This is a genomic window from Kribbella qitaiheensis, from assembly GCF_014217565.1.
GTDB classification, from domain to species: domain Bacteria; phylum Actinomycetota; class Actinomycetes; order Propionibacteriales; family Kribbellaceae; genus Kribbella; species Kribbella qitaiheensis_A.
Genome location: NZ_CP043661.1, coordinates 7,209,115 through 7,229,826, shown reverse-complemented (window position 1 = coordinate 7,229,826; position 20,712 = coordinate 7,209,115). Strand labels below are relative to the sequence as shown.

Below are 20,712 nucleotides of genomic sequence, written 5' to 3'. Positions count from 1 at the left end.
TTCTGCTTATGGTGCCGGGGCCTGTCATACCGCTAGACCTGCTGTGGCGAGTTCGGTGGCCGGCAGGTCGGCTGATCCGTCGGACGGGTACACCAGGAGCCGTCCAGGCGTGATCGTGATCGACACGTGCTCGCCCGGCTCGACCTTGCGGTCGGTGCGAGTGTGCAACCGGACGCCATCGGGAAGCGTGACCTCGGCGGCCAGCTCGCGGCCCTGGTACTCGACGACCTCCACGCGGCCTCGCAGCCCGGTGACGTCGTCGTTCCCGAGCCGCACGTCCTCAGGGCGCACCGCCGCGATCGCCTCGTCCCCGACGCTGAGGATCTCCCCACCGCTGGTGGCGGAGGCCGGACGTTGAGCGACTCCTTCGACGGTGGTGCCGCCGAGGGGCACGACGACCGCGTCGCCGTCCACCCGGCTCACCGTCAGCGGCAGCAGGTTGCGATAGCCCATGAAGTCCGCGACATGCCAGGTGGCCGGTTTGGTGTGGACCTCCTCGGGCGTCCCGATCTGCTGCACCCTGCCGAGCCGCATCACAACCAGGCGGTCGGCCATGCTGAGCGCCTCTTCCTGGTCGTGCGTGACGTAGACGGTGGTGAGGCCGAGCGACTGGTGCAACCGCCTGATCTCGGTCCGCATCTCCAGCCGGAGCTTCGCGTCCAGGTTGCTCAGCGGTTCGTCCATCAGCACCAGCGACGGCTCGAGCACGGTGGCACGAGCGATTGCCACCCGCTGTTGCTGACCGCCCGAGAGCTGGCCCGGAAGCTTGCTCGCGTGGTCGGCCAGCCGGACCATCTCGATCGCCGCCTCGGTGCGTCGGCGCACCTCGTCCTTCGGCAACCGGCGCATCCGCAGCCCGAAGGCGATGTTGTCGCGGACGGTCAGGTGCGGGAAGAGCGCATAGTTCTGGAACACCATGCCGAAGCCACGCTTCTCCGGGGGCAGCGTGTCGATCCGCTGGTCGTCCTGCCAGATGCTTCCCGCGGTCAGCGGCAAGAGCCCGGCAAGGCAGTTCAGCGCGGTCGACTTGCCGCAGCCGGACGGCCCGAGCAGGGCGATGAACTCGCCCCGCCGGATGGTCAGATCCAGGTCGGCCAGAGCGTCCGCAGTACCGAACCTGCGACCCACCCCGGTCAGCCGGAGTTCGTTGAATCCGCTCACGACTTCTTCACCTTGCTACCGCCGACCTCGCGATCCCACTTGTCGAAGGCGGCGACCAGGCTCTTGGCGTCCAGTGGCACCTCGGTCGGGTTGTCCGCGATCAGCTTGTCGTACTCCGGCCGGCCGTAGTCCTTGATCGCGTCCTGACTCTCCTGCGGCGCCTGGCTCAGCTCGACGCCCTTGATCGCGGGACCCGGGTAGAAGTAGCCCTTGTCGTAGGCCTTGGCCTGCTGTTCCGGGGTGAGCATGAACTGCAGCAGCTGCAGGATCGCGGCCTGCTTGTCGGTGGAGACGCCCTTCGGCACAACGGCGTAGTGAGCGTCGGTGACCCAGTGGAAGCCCTTCAACGTGGTGATCGCGACTTCCTTCGGCACCGTACCGAGCACTCGCGGGTTGATGTCCCAGCCGGTGGTGCTGACGATGATGTTCGACGAGCCGTTCGCGAGCGCCTTCATCGTGTCCGCGGTGCCGGACGGGTAGTAGTCGACGTACTTGTTGAGCTCCTTGAGATACGCCCACGTCTTGTCCCAGCCGTTGACCGGGTCCTTGGGGTCCTTGTCACCGAGCACATACGGCAGGCCCATCAGGAAGGTCCGGCCAGGCCCCGAGTTCGCCGGCCGCGCGTACATGACCTTGCCCTTGTTGGCCTTCGCGTAGGCGAGCAGCTCCTCCGCCGTCGTCGGTGGCTGCGACACCTTGGCCGGCAGGTACTCCAGCAGCGGGCCCGACGGGTAGTACGTGACAGTCACGCCACTGTTGCCGGCGAGCTCCTGCATTTTCTGCGCCGGGGCCAGGTAGTCCTTCATCCCGGGCAGGCGATCCGCGTACTTCGGCAGCAGGTCGTTCCAGAGCCCTTGCTGCTGTCCGGCCGACAAACCGTCTGTCCCGGTCAGCACCAGGTCGATGTCGACCCGGTTCGCGTTCTGCTGGGCCTTGATCTTGCCGGACAGCTCGGGTGCCGGGGACTTCGAGTAGGTGACCTTGGAGATCACGTCCGAATGCTGTTTGACGAACTCGTCGATCATTCCCTGGGTCAGCTGGAGGTTGCCGGCCACGTCCAGGATGTTCAGCGTGACCGCCTTGGCCGGCTTGTCCGGTACGTCACCGGTACTGTCGGCCGACGGTTTGCCGGTGTTCGGAGCTCCACAGGCTGCCAGCACGGCGAGCGTGCTGACGGCGGCAATCATCCGGAAGGGACGCATCGGACATTTCTCCTCTGATTCAGGGTCGTGCTGGGTCGGGTGCCACGCCGGTCGATTCCCGCACCATCAGTTCGCCGTGCAGAGTGCCGCGGAGGCTGATCGACCCGGGATCGGGGTCGTCCAGCAGACCGAGCAACAACTCGACCGCGAGCCGGCCGGCCTTCTGCTTCGGCAACCGCACGGTGGTCAGGGCGGGATGGGCCATCCGGGACATGGCGATGTCGTCGATGCCGACCACACTGAGGTCGTCGGGCACCGAGATTCCCCGTGCATGCAGCCGGGACAGCAGCCCGATCGCAACCAGGTCGTTGTAGGCGACCACGGCGGTCGCGCGGGTGGCGACCGCCTGGTCAGCGGCCGCCATACCTCCGTCGTACGTGGGCTGGAACGAACCCACCGGGACCAGTTCCACGCCGTGGTCGTGCGCCGCGGAGTACAGGCCGATGATGCGGTGTTTGCTGGACCAGGAGGCCTTCGGGCCGCCGACCCAGGCGATCCTGCGGTGGCCGAGCGCGACCAGGTGGTCGATCGCCAGCCGCATGCCTTCCTCGTTGTCGAAGGTCACCGCCGGCACACCTTCGACCAGCCGGTTGATCAGGACGACGTTGGTTTCCTGGGCGAGCCCGATCAGCTCTTGGTCCGACGATCGGGGCGAGCACAGGATCATCCCGTCGACCTGCTTTGCCAGCGCCCGGACCAGCCCGATCTCCGCCGTCGCGTCCTCGTCGGAGTCGGCCAGGAAGACCGCGACGTCGGACTCGCCGGCGCGCGCCTGGACGCCCTTGACCACGCTGGGGAAGAACGGGTTGGCGAGATCCGGCACGACCAGACCGATGTTGCCGGTCCGGCCGGTGATCAGACCGCGGGCCGCCTTGTTCGGCGCGTAGCCGAGGCTGTCGGCGGCGGCCATCACCCGGGCGCGGGTGGTGGGGTTGACCACGCCGGGCATCGAAAGAGCACGGGACACGGTCGACGGAGAGACGCCGGCCAGACGGGCGACATCACGAATCGTTGCAGGCATGGGCACCTCCCTATCACTGCCGGGCCAATCACTGCCGGATCTGTCACGGACGCTGTCAGCGGCGCCGTGGGAGCGAGTCTGCAATCGGTTGCAGTGTTGTGTCAAGTGTTCGCTCCACAGTCTGTGGACAGCCGCTGATTTCCCTTATTTGCGGGACTTGTGCGAGGCTTGGACGACTGCAATCCTTTGCAGCAGCTGTTGCAGCCGATACCTGACGGAGGACTCATGCCGAAGGCCCTGCAGCCCCACCCGGACCGTGCGCTGCCCGCAGGCGAGGCGCGGGAGGTGGCCCGGCGGATCCACGACTCCACCCGCTCGCTGCCACTGCTCTGCCTTCACGGGCATGTGGACGCCGGCCTGTTCGCTGCCGACGAGGCCTTCGGCAACCCGGCCGACCTGCTGGTCGTGCCGGACCACTACGTGACCCGGATGCTCGTCTCCCAGGGCGTATCACCGGACCGGCTTGGCCTCCCCCGTGCCGACGGGACCAGGACAGCCGAGCCGCGCGAGATCTGGCGGGAGTTCTGCTCCCACTGGCAACTGTTCCTCGGCACCCCCAGCCGCTACTGGCTGGAGCACGAGTTCGCCGAGGTGCTCGGGCTGACGGTGGCGCCCTCCGCCGAAGCTGCCGACGAGCTGTACGACGAGATCTCCGCCCGGCTGAAGGAGCCCGAGTTCCGGCCGCGCGCGTTGCTCGACAGGTTCAACATCGAGGTCATCTCGACCACCGACGCGGCCACCGACGACCTTGCCCAGCACGCGAAGATCGCAGCCGATCTGCCGGGCCGGGTGATCCCGACCTTCCGTCCCGACGCGCTGGTCCACCTGGACCGGGCCGGCTGGAGCGATCTCGCCCGCCAACTCGGCGAGGTGGCCGGCGCCGACACCTCGTCGTACGAGGGTTACCTGGAGGCGCTCCGGCAGCGGCGGCAGGTCTTCGTCGCGGCGGGTGCCCTGGCCACGGATCATGGACATCTGAGTGCGGCGGCGACACCGCTGGAGAACGGCGAAGCGGCGAGGATTTATTCGGCGGCCTTGCGGGGCGAGGTGTCTGCTGCGGACGCGGCCGTGTTCGCGGGGCACATGTTGTTCCAGATGGCCGCGATGTCCGCCGAGGACGGGTTGGTGATGCAGCTACACCCCGGCGTGCTGCGGGATCACGACCCGGCCATCCAGGCGACGTACGGGTCGGATCAAGGGCACGACATTCCGGTCGCGACGGAGTTCACCCGTTCGCTGCGACCGTTACTGGAGCGCTTCGGGCATGCCGACGGGTTCCGGATGGTGCTGTTCACCGTCGACGAGACTGTGTACTCACGAGAACTCGCGCCGCTGGCCGGTGTGTACCCGAGCCTTCGGCTGGGCGCACCTTGGTGGTTCCTGGACAGTCCTGACGGGATGCGCCGCTTCCGCGAACTGGTCACCGAGACGGCCGGCTTCTACAACACGTCCGGCTTCGTGGACGACACGCGCGCGTTCCTGTCGATCCCGGCGCGCCACGACCTGGCACGCCGCATAGACGCCGGGTACCTCGCCAAGCTTGTGGTCGAACACCGCCTCGACGAAGACGACGCCTTCCAGGTGGCCCAAGACCTCGCCTACAACTTGGCCGCCACCACCTACGCCCGGCGGGCTTAACCGTTGGATCGGCCCGACAGGCACAGGCCGACGCTAACCAGGCCAGCCTGCGTGCGTGGGTTCGCTCGAGCAGCACCGGCTGACGGCAATACCGGCGGGATGCTGCGACGCGATCCTGACCGACCTGGTCCTGATGGCCGGGCCGACGATCACACCAGCGGTGGCTCTTCGAGGCCCTGCAGGTGCTGGGTCTCGTTCAGCGACACGACCTGGTGGCTGAAGTGGGTGTCGTTGCGGAAGAGGGTGGTGATACCGCCTGCGGTCAGGGGGAAGAAGCCCCGGTCCGTCGACGTCATCGGCATGCCGATCCAGGCAGCGATCAGATAGCTCGATGCGGATCCGTGGGACACCACTATCTGGTTCGCGACTGGTCGACTGAGGATGTCGTCGAGAGCCGGGTAGAGGCGTTCGACCAATGCCAGTCGTGTCTCCGCACCGGCGGGTCCGTCGTGGTGGCTGAGTCGATCGCCGAATTCCGGGAGTGGGATGCGGCGCTCGGCTAGCCAGGCTTGGGGTGGCATTGTTTGGCGCGGTGCTGGTGGCGTCGTCGCCAGCACCGCGCCAGCGGTGGTGGTGTCCTGGCGCGTACAGCCTCGCGAGCGGGGCGATGGCGGCCAGGTGCGCGATCTCGTTGCGGGTCAGTGGGATGAGGTCGGTGTCTTCGGGCAGGTCGGGCTGCTCGGGCCGCGGCGGACCTGGTGTTCATCGAGCCCAGTCAGACCCTTTCCGGATTGGAACGAGTCCTCGATGCTCCACCTCCTCCCGGCGACCTTGATCAGTGCGGCGAGGGATGTCGGGGTCGGAGCCCAGCACCGGTAGAAGGCCAGTTCGTCGGTGTCGGTGCTTGAGCGGGCTGTGAGTACGACGGGGGTGGCTGCGGGGCGGTGGTGGTGAGGGGGTGAGGGCAACGTGCGGTGTGGGCGGGGCTGCGGGTCGGGGTGGTGGTGGCGTCTGGGGTTGGAATGGGGGAGACTAGGCGTGGGTGACCGTGAGTCACCGGGGGAAAGTTGACGGGGTGCCTGCGTGGGTTGCGGGTGATCACAGCTGGGGGGCTGGTGTGCTGGAGGAAGTTACGCGTATGCAATGGCGCGCGGTTGGGGAACCACGAGCCGGGTCGCCGGTGCTTTGTCCCTGCGATCGGACTGTTGCGGACGTGCGGCTGGCGTTGCTCGGGGTGCGGTTGCCGTTCGCGGTGCTGGGGGATGTCACTGCGGGTGAGCCTCCTCGCGAGGGGCGGGTGCGGGTTCCGGCGAGCGCGGATGAGATCAGTAGGGCGCTGGCGGTAGGCGAGGTTGTGGTTGGCGACTGTGAGTCCACGCCGGTCGCGCTGCTGACCGAGCTGACGTCTCCCCCGCTGACCGAGCCGACGTCTCCCCCGCTGATCGCTGGAGACGATGGCGTCCGTGGCGCGGGTGCTGATAGCGCGGGTGCTGATGGCGCCGGTGGTGCGGGTGCTGTTGGTGCTGCGGTGGCGGGGTGGATTGAGGGGCTGCTGTCGGGGGTTGGGGAGCCGGGTGCGGCGCTGCATGCGAGGCACGGTGCCGCGGTGGCTGAGCGCCACGGTGGCCCGCTGCCTGAGCGGGGCGATGCCGCTCTGCTTGAGCGGCACGATGCCGCACGGTCTGAGCGAAACGGTGGCCCGCTGTCTGAGCAGGGTGGTGCTGCGGTGGCTGAGCGGGATGGAGGCGCGCGGCCTGGGCGGGGTGGGCGGGGGCGGGGGCGGGTTGTGTTGTGTCCGGCGCGGCCGTTGACTGAGGTTGATGTTGAGGGTGTGCGGGGGTTTGGGGCGGATGAGGTTGTGCTTGTTGTGCCTGAGGTCGGGACGAGTCCGGACGGGGTGCCTGCGGCGGTTTTGAGGCAGTGTCTGGAGCTGGTCGCGCCGGAGGAGTTCACGGTGCTGCCGTTGCCGGTTAGTTGGCGTGGGGCTGAGGTTGACGAGATGTTGGCCGAGGCGATCGCTGCTGGGCTTGAAGGGACGCACCTCTGGCGACCTCGCTCGGCGGCCGAGACCATCGTCGATGGCGAGCTTGCGCGGAGTGGGGCGCGAGGCGCGGAGCACGCGGGTGCGGAGCGTTCGGGTGCGGAGCGTTCGGGTGCGGAGCACGGTGGGGCGCGAGGCGCGGAGCACGGTGGGGCGCGAGGCGCGGAGCACGGTGGGGCGCGAGGCGCGGAGCACGCCGGCGCGGAGCGTGCGGGGTCGGTGGGTGGGGATTTGGTTTGGGTTGAGGGGTTGGGGAGGTTGCGGGGGGCAACCAAGGAGATGGCTGGTAGTGGGGATGTGTTGCTGGCCAAGGTGATGCCGGTGCTCAGTCGGTGGCGACCGCCTCGGCGGGAGCGTGGGGTGGTGGTGTTCTTCACCGGGTTGTCGGGGTCGGGGAAGTCGACGCTGGCGAAGGGGCTGGCGGAGTATCTGACCGGGCATGTGGATCGGACGGTGACGTTGCTGGACGGTGACATCGTGCGGCGGATGTTGTCGTCGGGGCTCGGATTCGATCGGGCCGGGCGGGATCTGAACGTGCGCCGGATCGGGTTCGTGGCGGCTGAGGTCGCGCGGCATGGCGGGATCGCGGTTTGTGCGCCGATCGCGCCGTACGCCGATTCGCGCGCCGCCGTACGGGCGATGGTCGAGGCTGTTGGCGATCTCGTGCTCGTTCACGTCGCGACGCCGCTCGAGGAGTGCGAGCGCCGGGATGTCAAAGGCCTGTACAAGAAGGCCAGAGCCGGCGTGGTCACCCAGTTCACCGGGATCAGCGACCCGTACGACGAGCCGCTGGACGCCGATCTCCGGGTGGACACCACCGGGGTCTCGTTCGAGGAATCGCTCGCCGTCATCACCGAGTTCCTCGCGGCCGGCGGCTGGCTTCCGACCCGGACCACACCGACCGATCCGCAGCCGGGAGGCTGACCGTGGATTGGGGTCTTGCGGCCGCGGCCTTCGGGATAGGGATCGTGGTCGGCCTGACCGGTATGGGCGGTGGCGCTCTGATGACGCCGGTGCTCGTGCTGTTCTTCGGCGTACCGCCACTCGCTGCTGTCTCCAGTGACCTGGTCGCCAGCGCGGTGATGAAGCCGGTCGGCGCCGCAGTTCACCTCAAACGCGGCACGGTCCACCTCAAACTCGTCGGCTGGTTGTGCATCGGCTCGATCCCCGCGGCTTTCGGCGGCGTACTGATAGCCAGGGCGCTAGGTGACGGCGAGCAAGTACAGACCATCATCCAGCGCGCCCTCGGTGTCGCGCTGTTGATCGCCGCGACCGGCCTGTCCGTCCGGGCCTACATCCGGCTTGTCGAGCGGGCCCGCAAACGCGATGGTCTGCTACCGCCGCTCCCGCAGGGCCGGCCGCGGATCACGGCCCGCCCGATCCCGACCATCGCCGTCGGCGTCGTCGGTGGTCTGGTGGTGGGACTGACCTCGGTCGGTTCGGGTTCGCTGATCATCATCGCGTTGATGGCGCTCTACCCCGGCCTCAAGGCGAGCGAGCTGGTCGGCACCGACCTGCTCCAGGCGGTGCCGCTGGTGGCCTCGGCCGCGCTCGGACATCTGCTCTTCGGCGAATTCCAGCTGAACCTGACGTTGGCGATGCTGATCGGCTGCGTTCCCGGCGTCTGGTTGGGCGCACGAGTCTCGTCCCGAGCGCCAGGTGGCCTGATCCGCCGTGTCCTCGCCTTCGTCCTGCTGGCCTCAGCCCTCAAGCTGCTGGGCGTTCCGAACGCCACGACGGCCCTGACCCTGGTCGGCGCCGCCCTGATCGCTCCGCCGCTGTGGATGCTCGTCCGCCGCCGCCACGGCTTCCCGATGCTGGCCAGAGCCGACAAAACCGGCGACACAGACACAGACGCGGGCGAAGACGAGGGCAAAAGCTCCCCCGACCAACTCGAACAGAAGGTTCAGCCCTGATGAGCACGGTGGTTTTCGAGAGTTGGCGGGGCAAGTACTCCGACAGTCCGCGCGCGGTCTCCGAGCGGCTCGGCGTACTACGGCCCGACCTGCGCCGGATCTGGGTCGTCTCCGGCGATGAAGTAGAGCTTCCCGACGACGTCGGCCGGGTCGTCCGCAACACCCCGGCGTACTTCGCCCGGATCGCCACCGCGCGGTACTTCCTCAGCAACGACATGATGCCGCGCTACCCGCTGAAGACCAGCAGGACGACATACGTGCAACTGTGGCACGGTACGCCGCTCAAGCGGGTCGGCTTCGACGTACCGGACGCGCAGTACGACGGCGCCGATCTGTACGCGCGCCGCCTGGCCAAGGACGTGAAGCGCTGGGACCACCTGGTCTCGCCGAACCACTTCTCGACCGGCAAGCTCTCGCAGGCCTTCCGGTACGACGGGTCGGTGCTCGAGATCGGCTATCCCCGCAACGACTCGCTGTCGGGGCCGGGCGCCACCGAGCTGCGCGACAAGACCCGCGCCGAGCTAGGGCTCTCCCCCGACACCCGGGCGGTGCTCTACACCCCCACCTGGCGCGACGACGCACTGACCGGAGCCCCGCTGAGCAGGACCGCAAAGGCGAACCCGTTGGCTGCGGAGGTCGAGCAGGTGCTCGCCAGCACCCCGGACGACACCGTGCTGCTGTTCCGCTTCCATCACCTGGTCGCGGCCTCGTCACCGGTGCCGCGCCACCCCCGGGTCCTGGACGTGAGCGGGCACCCGGACATCCAGGCGCTGTACCTGGCCGCGGACCTGATGATCACCGACTACTCGTCGACGATGTTCGACTTCGCCGTCACCGGCCGGCCGATGGTCTTCTACACCTACGACCTGGCCGACTACCGCGACCAGCTCCGCGGCTTCTACTTCGACCTGGAGACAGAGGCACCCGGCCCGCTCGTGACGACGACAGCCGAGCTGACCGCGGTTCTGAACGACGAGGAGTCGCTGCGGACGTCGTACGCCGGGGCGTACGACGCCTTCCGCGACAAGTACTGCCACCTCGACGACGGCCACGCCGCAGACCGCTTGATCGAGGCCGTCTTCAAGTAAGGCGTCAAGCGCGCTCGTAGCTGATGTTGTCGAGCAGGCCGTTGAACTGGTCGGTGGACGAGCCGATGATCTCGCCGTCGTCGCCGATCTTGGCGCCGATGGCGAGCGGCTCCGAGCCGATCATGTCCAGCGAGCCGATCGGGCCGGTCTTCTCGATCGCGTCCGGCTGCTGGTTCGAGTCGAGGTCCTGAACCGTCAGCTTGACGGTCTTGTCGGTCCGGTGACAGGTCAGCCGGTACCACTTCGACGGGTTGAGCAGCACCTTCGACTTCACCACGACCGCGCCGTCGGCACCACGGACGACGCAGGACGCGTGGTGCTTGTCGACCTGGATCTTGTACTGCGCGGCGTCGGCGTACAGGCCGCGCTGCATCACGTTGTCGCCGTTGTCGATCGCGCTGCCGTTGGACAGCGCGTCCAGTTTGACGTCGGCGCCGAAAGTGAAGTCGGACAGCCTCGGCGACAGCCACTCCTCCGGCTCGATCCGCAGCGCGCTGAACGAGCCGCCGGTCTCACCCGAGTACGGCGGTGTGCGGAGCGCGATACCACCCTGGCGGCCCTTCACGAAGGTCGCCTTCTGCTTGTTCAGGCCGAGGAGCGATACCTCCGCGGTCGCCGACCCCTCGCCCTGGATCTCGCGGCCCGTGGCCGCCCCCGGCTCCTGATCGTCGAACGTGAGCAACAGTTGCGGGTCCGGCGCCGGCGTAGTGGCCGTCACCGAGCCGACCGGCTCCACTCCCGCCGCTTCCCCGCACGACGGCGTCGCCGCCAGTGCGACCAGCGTCGCACCGACAACAACCCACTTGGTCATCCTGCCCGGCATCCGCCACCTCCTGGCGGAAGCGTAGTGCCCCGGCCTAGAGGATTCGCGGTTCATCGCGGGCTCAGCAGAAGTGTCCACATCGTCGCCGTCGGACTAGAGCTGTTTGCGGTTGCCGTCAGCCCACCCTGCAAGCCGGTCGGTACGGCGGCACCCCGGTCGGTGAGCAGGGTCGAGATGTACCCGCTCGGGAGTCCGAACGAGGTACTGCGGACCTGCTCCCCCGCCGGTGCCGTCCAGGAGGTCGTCGAGGACGACTTGTCCGCCCAGTACGAGACGCGCCAGGCGCCTGCGATCGGGTTGTTGACCAGCGGCGTGGTGTGGCCGGCCCTGGTCACCGTCTCGTTCGCGGACTCGAACGCGCCGACCGGGTTGGTCGGGCTCGTCCCGGAGTACGCAGCCACCGTCATACCGGCCTTGCTGTACGCCGAGAGGTTCACCGAGACGTCCTTACCGGCGTCTCCCGCGACCGCGACCTTCTGCCAGACCCGGGTGACGTACCCGGACCCGTTGAGCGTCCGGACCAGGTTCCAGCCGGTGACACCGGTCGGACCTGTCAAGGCCGCGGTCGTGTTCTGGGTGAAGAACAGCAGGAGCCCGTCACCGGCGCTGGTGGACGGCGGCACCGTCACCGTGTGGGTCTGCGCGTTCTGGTTGGACGAGTTGGCCCCGACGAACTCGATCGGGTTGGCCACGCTCGACACGACCTGCGGCCGGCTGTCCGTCCCGGTGGCGCCGTCGTCATCGGTGACGGTCAGCTTCACCGTGTAGGTCCCGCCGGCCGCGTAGGTGTGCGATGCCGTCGGCCCGGTGGCCGTCTTCCCGTCGCCGAAGTCCCACTCGTACGACGTGAGGTTGCCGTCCGGGTCGCTGGAGGCGCTGCCGTCGAAGCTGCAGACGAGCAGATCGCAGCCGGCGTTCCAGGAGGCCGACGGGCGGATGTTCGGCACCGGACCGGTTCCGGCGAACAGGAACGTGCCCTGTGAACGCCAGTCCTGGCCGTCGATCCCGGGACCACTTGTCACCACCGCAGTACCGGCGACCGGGACGTTGCTGGCGAAGTTGACGCGGTGCAGGTTGCCGTCGGCGCTGGTGCCCCAGTAAAGCTGGTTGCCGGACAGGAACATGCCGGAGACCTGGGACCAGTTGATGCCGGTGATGTTGCCGCTGGCCACGAACCGGGAGGCGCCGACGATCTGGCTCTCCGGCGTGAAGTAGCGGTAGAACAGCGACGACTGACCGGCCACGGTGTAGAACAACCGGCCGTTGCTGAAGAACATCCCGGTGATGTTGCGCAGGTCGGTGCCGAACGCCGTCAGCCCCCGCAGGTTCACCGTGCCGGCGGAACCGAAGGTGGTGCCGTTGTACGACCGGCGGGTGAACGTGCCGTCGGAGTTGCCGGTGTAGAGGAAGCCGTCGATCATCACGGCGCCTCGGGAGTTGGCGAAGCTCGCAGTACCGGTGTTGAGCGTGCTTGCGTCGCCGGCCGTCGTCCCGTCGTACTGGCGGACCGTCGTGGTGGCGCCCAGCCGGTAGACGGAGCCGGGCAGCTGACCGCTGTAGCCAGGCGGCGGTACCAGCGAGGAGTTCGGGAACAGCGCGATCCGGCCGTGGAACTCGTAGTTCTGTCCGACCCGGTCGGTGTCACTGCCCATCAGCATGCCGCCGGGCACCGAGGTGAGGTCGAAGACGCCGACACCGCGGGTCCTGGTCGGGTTCCAGGAGTAGGGCAGACCGTTCAGCGGATCCAGCGCGGCCAGGCCTTCGCGGGACACGGCACCCGGAGCTGCGGCGTTGCTTCCGCCGGTGTTGTTCAGCCAGCGCTGGTGACCGCCGACGTACACGGCGACCCCGGTGACACTGACGCTCCAGAGGGTGTCGCCACCGGTGTAGTCGATCCAGGTCGGCTGCTGGTTGGACCCTGTCGGTGCGGTCTCCCAACGGGAGGCCGAGTCGCAGAGCTTGTTCGGCGGGGTGCCGCCGGTGGTGACCACGACGAAGTACGCACCGTCCGGCGAGATGTCGACGTCGTGCACGTAGGTCAGGAACTGCGGCGAGCAGTCCGGCTCGAAGCGTGGCGTCGACCAGTTCCGGACAGCGGCCGAGGCGGCGTTGAGATCCAGCATCACGATCTGGGTCCGGGACTGTCCGCCGACCACCGAGAAGTTGCCGATCGCGATGAGCTTGGTGCCGTCCGGGGTGATGTCGAACTTGTCCACCTGCAGGGCGCCGCCGCGTACAGGCGAGCCGAAGAGAATAGTGACGTACGGGTCCACCGCACCGGTGACCGGGTTCACCGTGGCCATCAGGGTGTGGCTCACGCCACCGACCTGGCTGAAGGTGCCACCGATGAAGATCCGGTCGCCGGACGTCTTCAGGTCGTAGACCGAGCCGTTCACCGACGGCCGGAAGGTGTTGTCCAGTACGCCGTCGGCGAGGTTGATCCTGGCCAGCCGGGCCCGGCTGGTCCCGTTCACCGTGCTGAAGCTGCCGCCGACGTACACGGACTGCCCGTCCGCACTTGGCAGCAGGGTCTCCACCGCACCGTTCAGCGTCGGCAGAAAGGTGTTGTCGAGCGCGCCGGTGGTGGCGTTGTAGGCGAAGATGCTGCGCCGGCTGATCTGCGTGGTGCTGGTCGACGAGCGGATGATCGTGAAGGTGCCGCCGACGATCACCCGGTTGCCGATCTGGATCAGCGCGTGCACCTCACCATCGAGCGCGTGCGGGGTCCAGTCGACCGGGTCGTCGCTGACGATGGTGGCTTTGGGCAACTGAACGGCGTCGGCCGGCCGGCCCAGCTCAATGGTCAGCAGCGAGCCCAGCAATGCGAGCAGGACCGCGGACAACAGCAACAACGAACGGCGTGACGCCATACGGAGAACCCCCTGGCTACGCGGCCCGATGGAGCGCCTGTGGCGCTTCCCCCCACCCGATCCGCTTTGTTTACATGGTGGACCGGAACCATGCTCCACGGGAAGAGCACCGGCCCACCGTTACCCCGCTGTCACCACCGACCGGTTAGGCAGGGGCGACCACAACGCTGAACATCATCACCTTGGCCGAGCTGGAGTCCGCCGTCGCGGTCAGACCGCCCACTGTGCCCGGGGCCAGCGGTCCGCTGTCCCCGGTGAGCGAGGTGATCCGGCCGGACCCGGTACCGGTCGTGGAGACCCGCACCGCCATTCCGGCCGGTGGGGCCAGCGTTGTCGTCGCGGAGGACTTCTCACCCCAGTAGCTGATCAGGCGCGAACCGTCCACCGTCGCTGTCACGGTCGGCGTGGTGTGGGTTGCCTGCAGGACGGTCTCGCTGCCGGCCGCGGACGCAGACACCGTGCCGTTGGTCCCACGGTAGGCCACCAGAGTGGCGTTGGCCTTCGTGAGTGTGGAGGTCGCCACCAGAGCCTGCGTCCCGGCGTCGGCAGCGGTCGCGAGTTTGCGCCAGACCCGGCCGCTCTGCCCGCTCGAGGCGATGGTCTGAACCTGGGTCCAGCCGGCCGGTCCGGTCACTGTCGGCACCGGATCGTTGTCGGAGAAGAAGAGCAGTAGCAGGTCACCGGCGGCTACACCGGCTGGCACTGTCACCGGGAACTGGGTCGCGTTCGTGTTCACTCCGTTGGAGCCCACGAAGGTCACGGCCCCAGCCGTCTGGCTCACCGTGACGTTCTGCGACGTCTGACCCGGCGCCCCGTCGTTGTCCGTCACGGTCAGCGTGACCGGGTAGGTGCCGGCCGCGGCGTACACGTGGCTTGGGCTCGGGACGTTGGCGGTGCCACCGTCACCGAAGGTCCATGCGTACGACGTGATCGTGCCGTCCGGGTCCGTCGAGCCCGCGGACGAGAAGCTGCAGCTCAGGTTGCTGCAGGTCGCGCCGAGTCGCGCCACCGGCGGCTGGTTCGCCGGTGCTCCGTCGCCCTGGAACAGGAACAGCGACCGCGCGCGCCACTCGTCGGTGGACACGACGACAGAGGTCCCTGTCGGTACGCCGGTCGCACTGGACCAGCCTGCTCGCCGCAGACCGCCGCCGGCCGAGCTCGCCCAGTAGATCGAGCCGCCGCTGACGAACATGCCGTTCATCTGCGACCAGGTGATGCCCGCGACGTTGCCGGTCGCGGTGAACCGCGCCGCGCCGACGACACCACTCGACGGCGTGAAGTACCGGTAGAACAAGCTCGTCTGGCCCGCGAGGGTGTAGTAGATCCGGCCGGCATCGAAGAACAGGCCGGTGATCTGTGTGACCTCGCTGTGCCAGGTGCTCATGTTGACGATCAGGTCACCGGTGTTCATCGCCGCCGCGGCCCCGAAGGCGCTGCCGTTGTAGCTGCGCCGGTTGAAGCTGCCGTCGGACCAACCGGCGTACAGGAAGCCGTTGAGCATGAAGGCGCCCCGGTTGTTCCCCCAGAGGATCCCGCCCGCACCGACCGCGGTTCTGGCGCCGAAGGTCGTGCCGTCGTACGGCGTGCGGTTGATCAGGTCGGACGCGGGGTTGCGTGGTCCAGCCAGGTAGATGTCGCTCGGCAAGGTGGGCGTCAGGTTCGGCGCGATCACGGTGCCGCCCGCGAGCGGGAAGAACGCGATCCGCGGGTGGTACTCGAAGTTGGCCCCGAGGTGCTCGGTGTCCGAGCCGACCCACAGACCGGCCGAGGTCGGGAACAGATCGAAGACGCCCACGCCGCGTTCCCTGGTCGGGTTCCAGGAGAAGGGCAGCCCGTTCGCCGGGTCGAGTGCCGCGATGCCCTGCCGGGAGACCGCTCCCTGGCCGGGGCTGTCGCCCGCGAACGGGTTGTTCTGCCAGCGTTGGTGGCCGCCGACATAGACGGCCGTACCGGTGATCGCCACCGCGTACGTGGTGTCACCGCCGGTGTTGTCGAGCCAGTAGTAGCCGAGGTTGGTGCCTCTGGCATCGGTGTTGAAGCGCGCGGTCGAGTCACACGCCGTACCCGCGCCGCCGTAGGCACCGGTGGTCGAGAGGACGAAGTACGAGCCGTCCGGCGAGAAGTCCAGGTCCCGCATGTAGGTCTCGAAGGACCGTGAGCACGCGGTGTTGTAGAAGTTCGTCTGCCAGTTCTCTACCGTCGCGGTGGCGCCGGTGAGGTTCAGCATGAAGACCTGGTGATGCTGGACGCCCTGGATCGTGTCGAAGTTGCCGATGGCCACCAAGTGACCGCCGTCCGGGGCGACGTCCATCTTGATCACGGTCGTCACGCCGCCGTTGTGCAGGCCGGCGATCGCCAGCGTCATGAACGGGTCGTAGGCGCCGGTCGTCGCGTTCACCGTGGCCAGCGCGACCTGCGGCTGGCTCTGCACGGTGGTGAAGTAGCCGGCCAGCCAGAGCCGGTTGCCGACCAGGCGCATGTCCTTGATCCGGCCGTTCAGCTTGGGCGCCTTGAAAGTGGTGTCCAGCGCTCCGGTGGTGGCGTTGATCCGCGCCGTACTGGGCGAACTGGCGCCACTGACGTTGTTGAAGTAACCGCCGATGTAGACCGTGGTGCTGTCGGTCGACGGGATGATCGTGGTGACCAAACCGTCCGGGTTCGGCACGAAGGTGGTGCTGATCGCCCCGGTGGTCGCGTCGAAGGCGGCCAGGTTGTTCCGGGTCAGCACGGTTCCGCCGGTGGAGGCCTGGATCTGGGTGAAGTCGCCACCGATCAGGATCATGTTGCCGACCTGGAGGATCGCCTTCACCGAGCCGTTCAGGACGTTCGGTGTGAAGTTGGCCGGGTCGTCGCTCACCACCCGGTCCTGCGGAACATGGACAGCCTGACTTGCCTGGACCGGAATCACCCAGGCCATGACCGCCACGGCGATCGCGAGCACGACAGAAACTACACGGCTACGCACAAGATCCTCCCCCGGTCCGTCGCACGGAATGTGCGCCGAACACCCCTGGAAACAATAGATGGTTTACGGCTCCCCAGGACCAGCCAACTACCATGCGTCACCCATTGTCATTAACCCCGACGTTGATATATCGGGAAATCCCCGTATTTGTTACAGGGGGAGCAGCGCGTGACTGCTCCCCCCGAAATTCGTGATCAGCTTGGTGCGACCACGATGCTGAACATCAGTGCCTTCGCCGACGTGGAGTCGGCGGTGGCGGTCAGTCCGCCGAGAGTGCCGGCGGCCAGCGGTCCGCTGTCCCCGGTGAGCGACGTGATCCGGCCGGAGCCGGAACCACTCGAGGACGCCCGGGTCGTCATCCCGGCCGGCGGCACCATCGCCGTCGTCGCGGACGACTTCTCGCCCCAGTAGCTGACCAGCCGGGCACCCGACACCGACGACGCCACGGTCGGCGTCGTGTGTGCCGCCCGGGTGACCGTCTCGCTACCGGCCGCGGAGGCCGCTACCGGCGTCGTACCGGAGATTCCCGAGTACGCCAGCAGGGTGGTGTCGGCCTTGGTGACCGCCGACGTGTTCACCCGGACCAGGCTGCCGGCGTCGGCAGCCGTCGCCGTCCTGCGCCAGACCCGGCCGTTCTGGTTCGTCGACGACGCGGTCTGGACCAAGGTCCAGCCGGCCGGCCCGGTCACCGTCGGCACCGGGTCGTTGTCGGTGAACAAGAGCAACAGCAGATCACCGGCGGACACCGCGGATGGAACGGTCACCGTGAACTGTGACACGTTCGCGTTCAGGTTGTCGGAGCCCTTGAAGGTCACGGGATCCGAGTTCGCCGTCGCCGATCGAGTGGTGCTGTCGGTGCCACCGTTGCCGTCGTTGACCGTGAGGCCGACAGTGAAGGTGCCAGTGCCGGCATAGGTGTGCGACGCCGTCACGCCGGTCGCCGTACCGCCGTCACCGAACGTCCATGCGTAGGAAGCGAGCGGGCCGTCAGGATCACTCGATCCCGATGCGTCCACCGAACAGGTCAGGCCGCCGCACGAGACGGTGAACGACGCTGTCGGTGTCGCGTTGACGTGGGTCACCGAGACCGGCTGCGTCGCCTGACCGGTGCCGCCGTCGTTGTCCGTCACGGTCAACGTCACCGTGTACGTCCCGGCCGCCGGATAGCGGTGTGCCGGGCTCGCGCCGGTGTCCGTGCCCCCGTCACCGAAGTTCCACGCGTACGACGTGATGGTGCCGTCCGGATCCGTCGAGCCCGCCGAGGAGTACGTGCAGTTGAGGTCGTTGCAGGTGACTCCCACCTGCGCGGTCGGCGACTGGTTCGGCGGGGTGCCGTTGGTGGACTGGTACAGGAACAGCGTGTGCGCCCGCCAGTCGTCGGTGGACACCGTGGTCGACGAACCGGTCGGTGCACCGATCGCGGACGACCAGTCGGAGCGCCGCAGGTTGCCGTCCACCGAACTCGCCCAGTAGATCGACGAGGACGTGATGAACATTCCGTTCACCTTGGAGAAATCGACGCCGGCCACGTTGCTGGTCGCGGTGAACCGGTAGGAGCCGACTACTCCGCTCTCCGGGGTGAAGTACCGGTAGTACAGGTTCGACTGGCCGGCCAGCGTGTAGTAGAGCCTGCCCGCGTCGAAGAACATCCCGCTGATCTGGCTCACCTCGCTGTGCCAGTCGGCCATCGGGACCAGCGCGTCGGCGGTGTTGATCGTCGTCGCCGCACCGAAGGTGGTGCCGTCGTACGTCCGGCGGGTGAAGCTGCCGTTCGACGAACCGGCGTACAGGACGCCGTTGAGCATGAAGGCGCCCCGGTTGTCGCGCCAGCCGATCCCGCCGTTGGGTGTCGACGCGTGCGCGCCGAAGGTCGTCCCGTCGTACGCCGTCTTGGTGACCGCATCGGCGGCACCGGTGTCGGTCAGGTCGGTGCGGACGATCTCGATGCCGTTGATCAGCGGGTTCTCCACCACGTTGCTCAGGCTGAGGTTCACCGTGCCGTCGCTGGTGAGGTCGAATGACTTCATCGTGCCGGTCTGGTCACCGGCGTCGGCGACGATGTCGTAGTTGTCGAGCACCGTGGCGCCCTCGAGCGACACGTCGAAGACGCGCTGGCCGACCGACGAGGTGCCGGAGTAGCGGTTCGCGAAGTACAGCCGGACCTGCAGCGGTACGCCGTTCGGAACCGGGAAGCTCCAGGTCTGCGCACCCCATCGCTCGCTGTCGAAGACCGCCCTTGGAGTGGATGCCGGGACACTGGCGCTGACGTTCGGGACCGGGCTGTAGCCGGCGGTGTTGCTGCCCGCGCCATGATGTGAGTCCGGCGAGTCGTTGGTGTCGACCGCCCAGTCGGAGCCGCCGTCGGTGGCGCCGATCGAGTCACCGGCCGCGTTGACCCGGTAGAGGATGCTCGGGCTGGCAGCCGGGCCGCGAGGACCGGCCTGGTAGACGTTGTTCGGCAGCCAGGGTGTGTTGTTCGGCTTCACCACGGTGCCGCCGGCGATCGGGAAGAACGCGATCCGCGGGTGGTACTCGAAGTTCGCGCCCAGGTGCTCGGTGTCCGAGCCGACCCAGAGGCCGGTCGAGGTCGAGTACAGGTCGAAGACGCCGACGCCCCGCTCACGCGTCGGGTTCCAGGAGAACGGCAGTCCGTTCGCCGGGTCGAGCGCCGCGATCCCCTGCCGGGAAACGGCACCCGGGCCGGGGCTGTCGCCCGCGAACGGGTTGTTCTGCCAGCGTTGGTGGCCGCCTACGTAGACGGCGGTGCCGGTGGCGGCCACGGCGTACGTGGTGTCACCGCCCGTGTTGTCGACCCACCGGTACGACAGGTTGCTGCCGCGAGCGCTGGTCTCCCAGCGGGAGGTGGAGTCGCAAGCCACGTTGGCCCCGCCGTACGCGCCGGTGGTCGAGATGACGAAGTACGAACCGTCCGGCGAGATGTCCAGGTCGCGCATGTAGGTCTGGAAGGCGCCAGAGCAGCCGGTGTTGTAGAAGTTCGTCTGCCAGTTCTCCACCGCCGCGCTCGTGCCGGTGAGGTTCAGCATGAGCGCCTGGTGGTGCTGGACGCCTTCGACGTCGTTGAAGTTGCCGATCGCAACGAGTTCGCTGCCGTCCGGGGTGACGTCCATCTTCATCACCGTGGTGACGCCGCCGTTGTGGACGCCGGCGATCGCCAACCCCATGAACGGGTCGAAGGCACCGGTGGCCGCGTTGACGGTGGCGAGTGCGACCTGTGGCTGGTCCTCCACCGTGGTGAAGTAGCCGGCCAGCCAGAGCCGGTTGCCGACCAGGCGCATGTCCTTGATCCGGCCGTCCAGCTTCGGCGGCTTGAACGCGGTGATCCGCGCGCCGGTGCTGACGTTGATCCGCGCGGTGCTCGGTGAGCCGGCACCGCTGACGTTGTTGAAGTAGCCGCCGATGTAGACCGTCGAGCCGTCACCGGACGGGATGATCGTGGTCACCTCGCCGTCGGGGTTCGGCACGAACGTGGTGCTGATCGCCCCGGTGGTCGCGTCGAACGCGGCCAGGTTGTTCCTGGTCAGCACCGGCCCCCCGGTCGATGCCTGGATCTGGTGGAAGTTGCCACCGATCAGGATCGTGGTGCCGACCTGCTGGATCGACTCCACCGAACCGTCCAGCACATTGGGCGTGAAGTTCGCCGGATCGGCACTGACGACCCGGTCCTGGCTGAGGTGGACGGCCTGGCTCGCTTGCACCTCAACGTTCCAGGCAGTGACCGCCAAGGCGATCGCGAGCATGACGGAACAGACACTTCTTCGCACGAATTCCTCCCCCGGCCCGGCCACGAGCGTGGACGGGCCCACTTACCCCTGATGCCGGCACCGAGATCCGGTGGCGGCCCCCCTTACACGGAGAGTTAACACCTGCCGGGGACGTACGTCAGCACTTCAAAGCGAAATGAATCGGCTTTCTTTTGTGAAGGATCCGGCTCGCACGGCGAAGGGCAATTCGGCGCTCACCCGAAGTGACAAAAGCCTGGCAATCCGATAACAACCGCGCCGGGTGAATAACATTCGGCCGGGAATT

At 67.8% G+C, this 20,712-nt stretch carries 12 protein-coding genes; 4 read left to right on the top strand and 8 right to left on the bottom strand.

Features of this window, described 5'->3' with window-relative positions; all coding sequences use genetic code 11:
• Positions 1–24: 24 nt before the first annotated feature.
• The 3 genes from F1D05_RS34295 to F1D05_RS34285 are packed head-to-tail and all read right to left on the bottom strand — an operon-like array spanning position 25 to position 3,384.
• The gene (locus F1D05_RS34295) at positions 25–1,161 is read right to left on the bottom strand and encodes an ABC transporter ATP-binding protein (protein WP_185444447.1); all 1,137 of its coding nucleotides are present in this window, start codon (positions 1,159–1,161) and stop codon (positions 25–27) included.
• Entirely contained in the window at positions 1,158–2,363 is a 1,206-nt protein-coding gene (locus tag F1D05_RS34290) for an ABC transporter substrate-binding protein (RefSeq protein WP_185444446.1), read from the bottom strand. Before F1D05_RS34290 ends, F1D05_RS34295 begins: the two co-directional genes overlap by 4 nt.
• Positions 2,364–2,382: 19 nt before the next feature.
• Positions 2,383–3,384 (bottom strand): LacI family DNA-binding transcriptional regulator, encoded by a 1,002-nt coding sequence (locus F1D05_RS34285; RefSeq protein WP_185444445.1) that lies wholly within the window; start codon positions 3,382–3,384, stop codon positions 2,383–2,385.
• Positions 3,385–3,609: 225 nt separating this feature from the next.
• On the opposite strand from F1D05_RS34285, the gene uxaC reads away from it, so the two are divergent.
• Positions 3,610–5,022, top strand: a complete 1,413-nt coding sequence (uxaC, locus tag F1D05_RS34280; RefSeq protein ID WP_185444444.1) for a glucuronate isomerase — start codon at positions 3,610–3,612, stop codon at positions 5,020–5,022.
• 149 nt (positions 5,023–5,171) lie between these two features.
• Here uxaC and F1D05_RS34275 read toward each other — a convergent pair whose 3' ends face one another.
• Positions 5,172–5,543 (bottom strand): histidine phosphatase family protein, encoded by a 372-nt coding sequence (locus tag F1D05_RS34275; RefSeq protein WP_246486196.1) that lies wholly within the window; start codon positions 5,541–5,543, stop codon positions 5,172–5,174.
• Positions 5,544–6,829: 1,286 nt separating this feature from the next.
• Here F1D05_RS34275 and cysC point away from each other — a divergent pair.
• Genes cysC through F1D05_RS34260 form a run of 3 tightly spaced genes read left to right on the top strand, consistent with a single transcriptional unit; the run spans position 6,830 to position 10,007 of the window.
• Positions 6,830–7,927: an adenylyl-sulfate kinase gene (cysC, locus tag F1D05_RS34270; protein WP_246486195.1), complete on the top strand. Its 1,098-nt coding sequence runs from the start codon at positions 6,830–6,832 to the stop codon at positions 7,925–7,927.
• Positions 7,928–7,929: 2 nt separating this feature from the next.
• Positions 7,930–8,919: a sulfite exporter TauE/SafE family protein gene (locus tag F1D05_RS34265; protein ID WP_185444443.1), complete on the top strand. Its 990-nt coding sequence runs from the start codon at positions 7,930–7,932 to the stop codon at positions 8,917–8,919.
• The gene (locus F1D05_RS34260; protein WP_185444442.1) at positions 8,919–10,007 is read left to right on the top strand and encodes a CDP-glycerol glycerophosphotransferase family protein; all 1,089 of its coding nucleotides are present in this window, start codon (positions 8,919–8,921) and stop codon (positions 10,005–10,007) included. Before F1D05_RS34265 ends, F1D05_RS34260 begins: the two co-directional genes overlap by 1 nt.
• Before the next feature lie 4 nt (positions 10,008–10,011).
• Here F1D05_RS34260 and F1D05_RS34255 read toward each other — a convergent pair whose 3' ends face one another.
• The 4 genes from F1D05_RS34255 to F1D05_RS34240 form a co-directional block, all read right to left on the bottom strand.
• A complete protein-coding gene (locus F1D05_RS34255; protein ID WP_185444441.1) occupies positions 10,012–10,830 on the bottom strand; it encodes a hypothetical protein in 819 nt (272 codons plus the stop codon).
• 50 nt (positions 10,831–10,880) lie between these two features.
• Positions 10,881–13,700 (bottom strand): PKD domain-containing protein, encoded by a 2,820-nt coding sequence (locus tag F1D05_RS34250; protein ID WP_185444440.1) that lies wholly within the window; start codon positions 13,698–13,700, stop codon positions 10,881–10,883.
• A gap of 145 nt (positions 13,701–13,845) precedes the next feature.
• The gene (locus F1D05_RS34245; protein WP_246486194.1) at positions 13,846–16,665 is read right to left on the bottom strand and encodes a PKD domain-containing protein; all 2,820 of its coding nucleotides are present in this window, start codon (positions 16,663–16,665) and stop codon (positions 13,846–13,848) included.
• 194 nt (positions 16,666–16,859) lie between these two features.
• The gene (locus tag F1D05_RS34240; protein WP_246486193.1) at positions 16,860–20,447 is read right to left on the bottom strand and encodes a PKD domain-containing protein; all 3,588 of its coding nucleotides are present in this window, start codon (positions 20,445–20,447) and stop codon (positions 16,860–16,862) included.
• Positions 20,448–20,712: the final 265 nt, after the last annotated feature.

What these genes read in the sequence shown, in the direction of transcription:
- F1D05_RS34250 (WP_185444440.1), bottom strand. Translation starts at nt 13,700, where the DNA reads ATGGCGTCACGCCGTTCGTTGTTGCTGTTGTCCGCGGTCCTGCTCGCA.
- F1D05_RS34285 (WP_185444445.1), bottom strand. Translation starts at nt 3,384, where the DNA reads ATGCCTGCAACGATTCGTGATGTCGCCCGTCTGGCCGGCGTCTCTCCG.
- uxaC (WP_185444444.1), top strand. Translation starts at nt 3,610, where the DNA reads ATGCCGAAGGCCCTGCAGCCCCACCCGGACCGTGCGCTGCCCGCAGGC.
- F1D05_RS34275 (WP_246486196.1), bottom strand. Translation starts at nt 5,543, where the DNA reads ATGCCACCCCAAGCCTGGCTAGCCGAGCGCCGCATCCCACTCCCGGAA.
- F1D05_RS34255 (WP_185444441.1), bottom strand. Translation starts at nt 10,830, where the DNA reads ATGCCGGGCAGGATGACCAAGTGGGTTGTTGTCGGTGCGACGCTGGTC.
- F1D05_RS34260 (WP_185444442.1), top strand. Translation starts at nt 8,919, where the DNA reads ATGAGCACGGTGGTTTTCGAGAGTTGGCGGGGCAAGTACTCCGACAGT.
- F1D05_RS34290 (WP_185444446.1), bottom strand. Translation starts at nt 2,363, where the DNA reads ATGCGTCCCTTCCGGATGATTGCCGCCGTCAGCACGCTCGCCGTGCTG.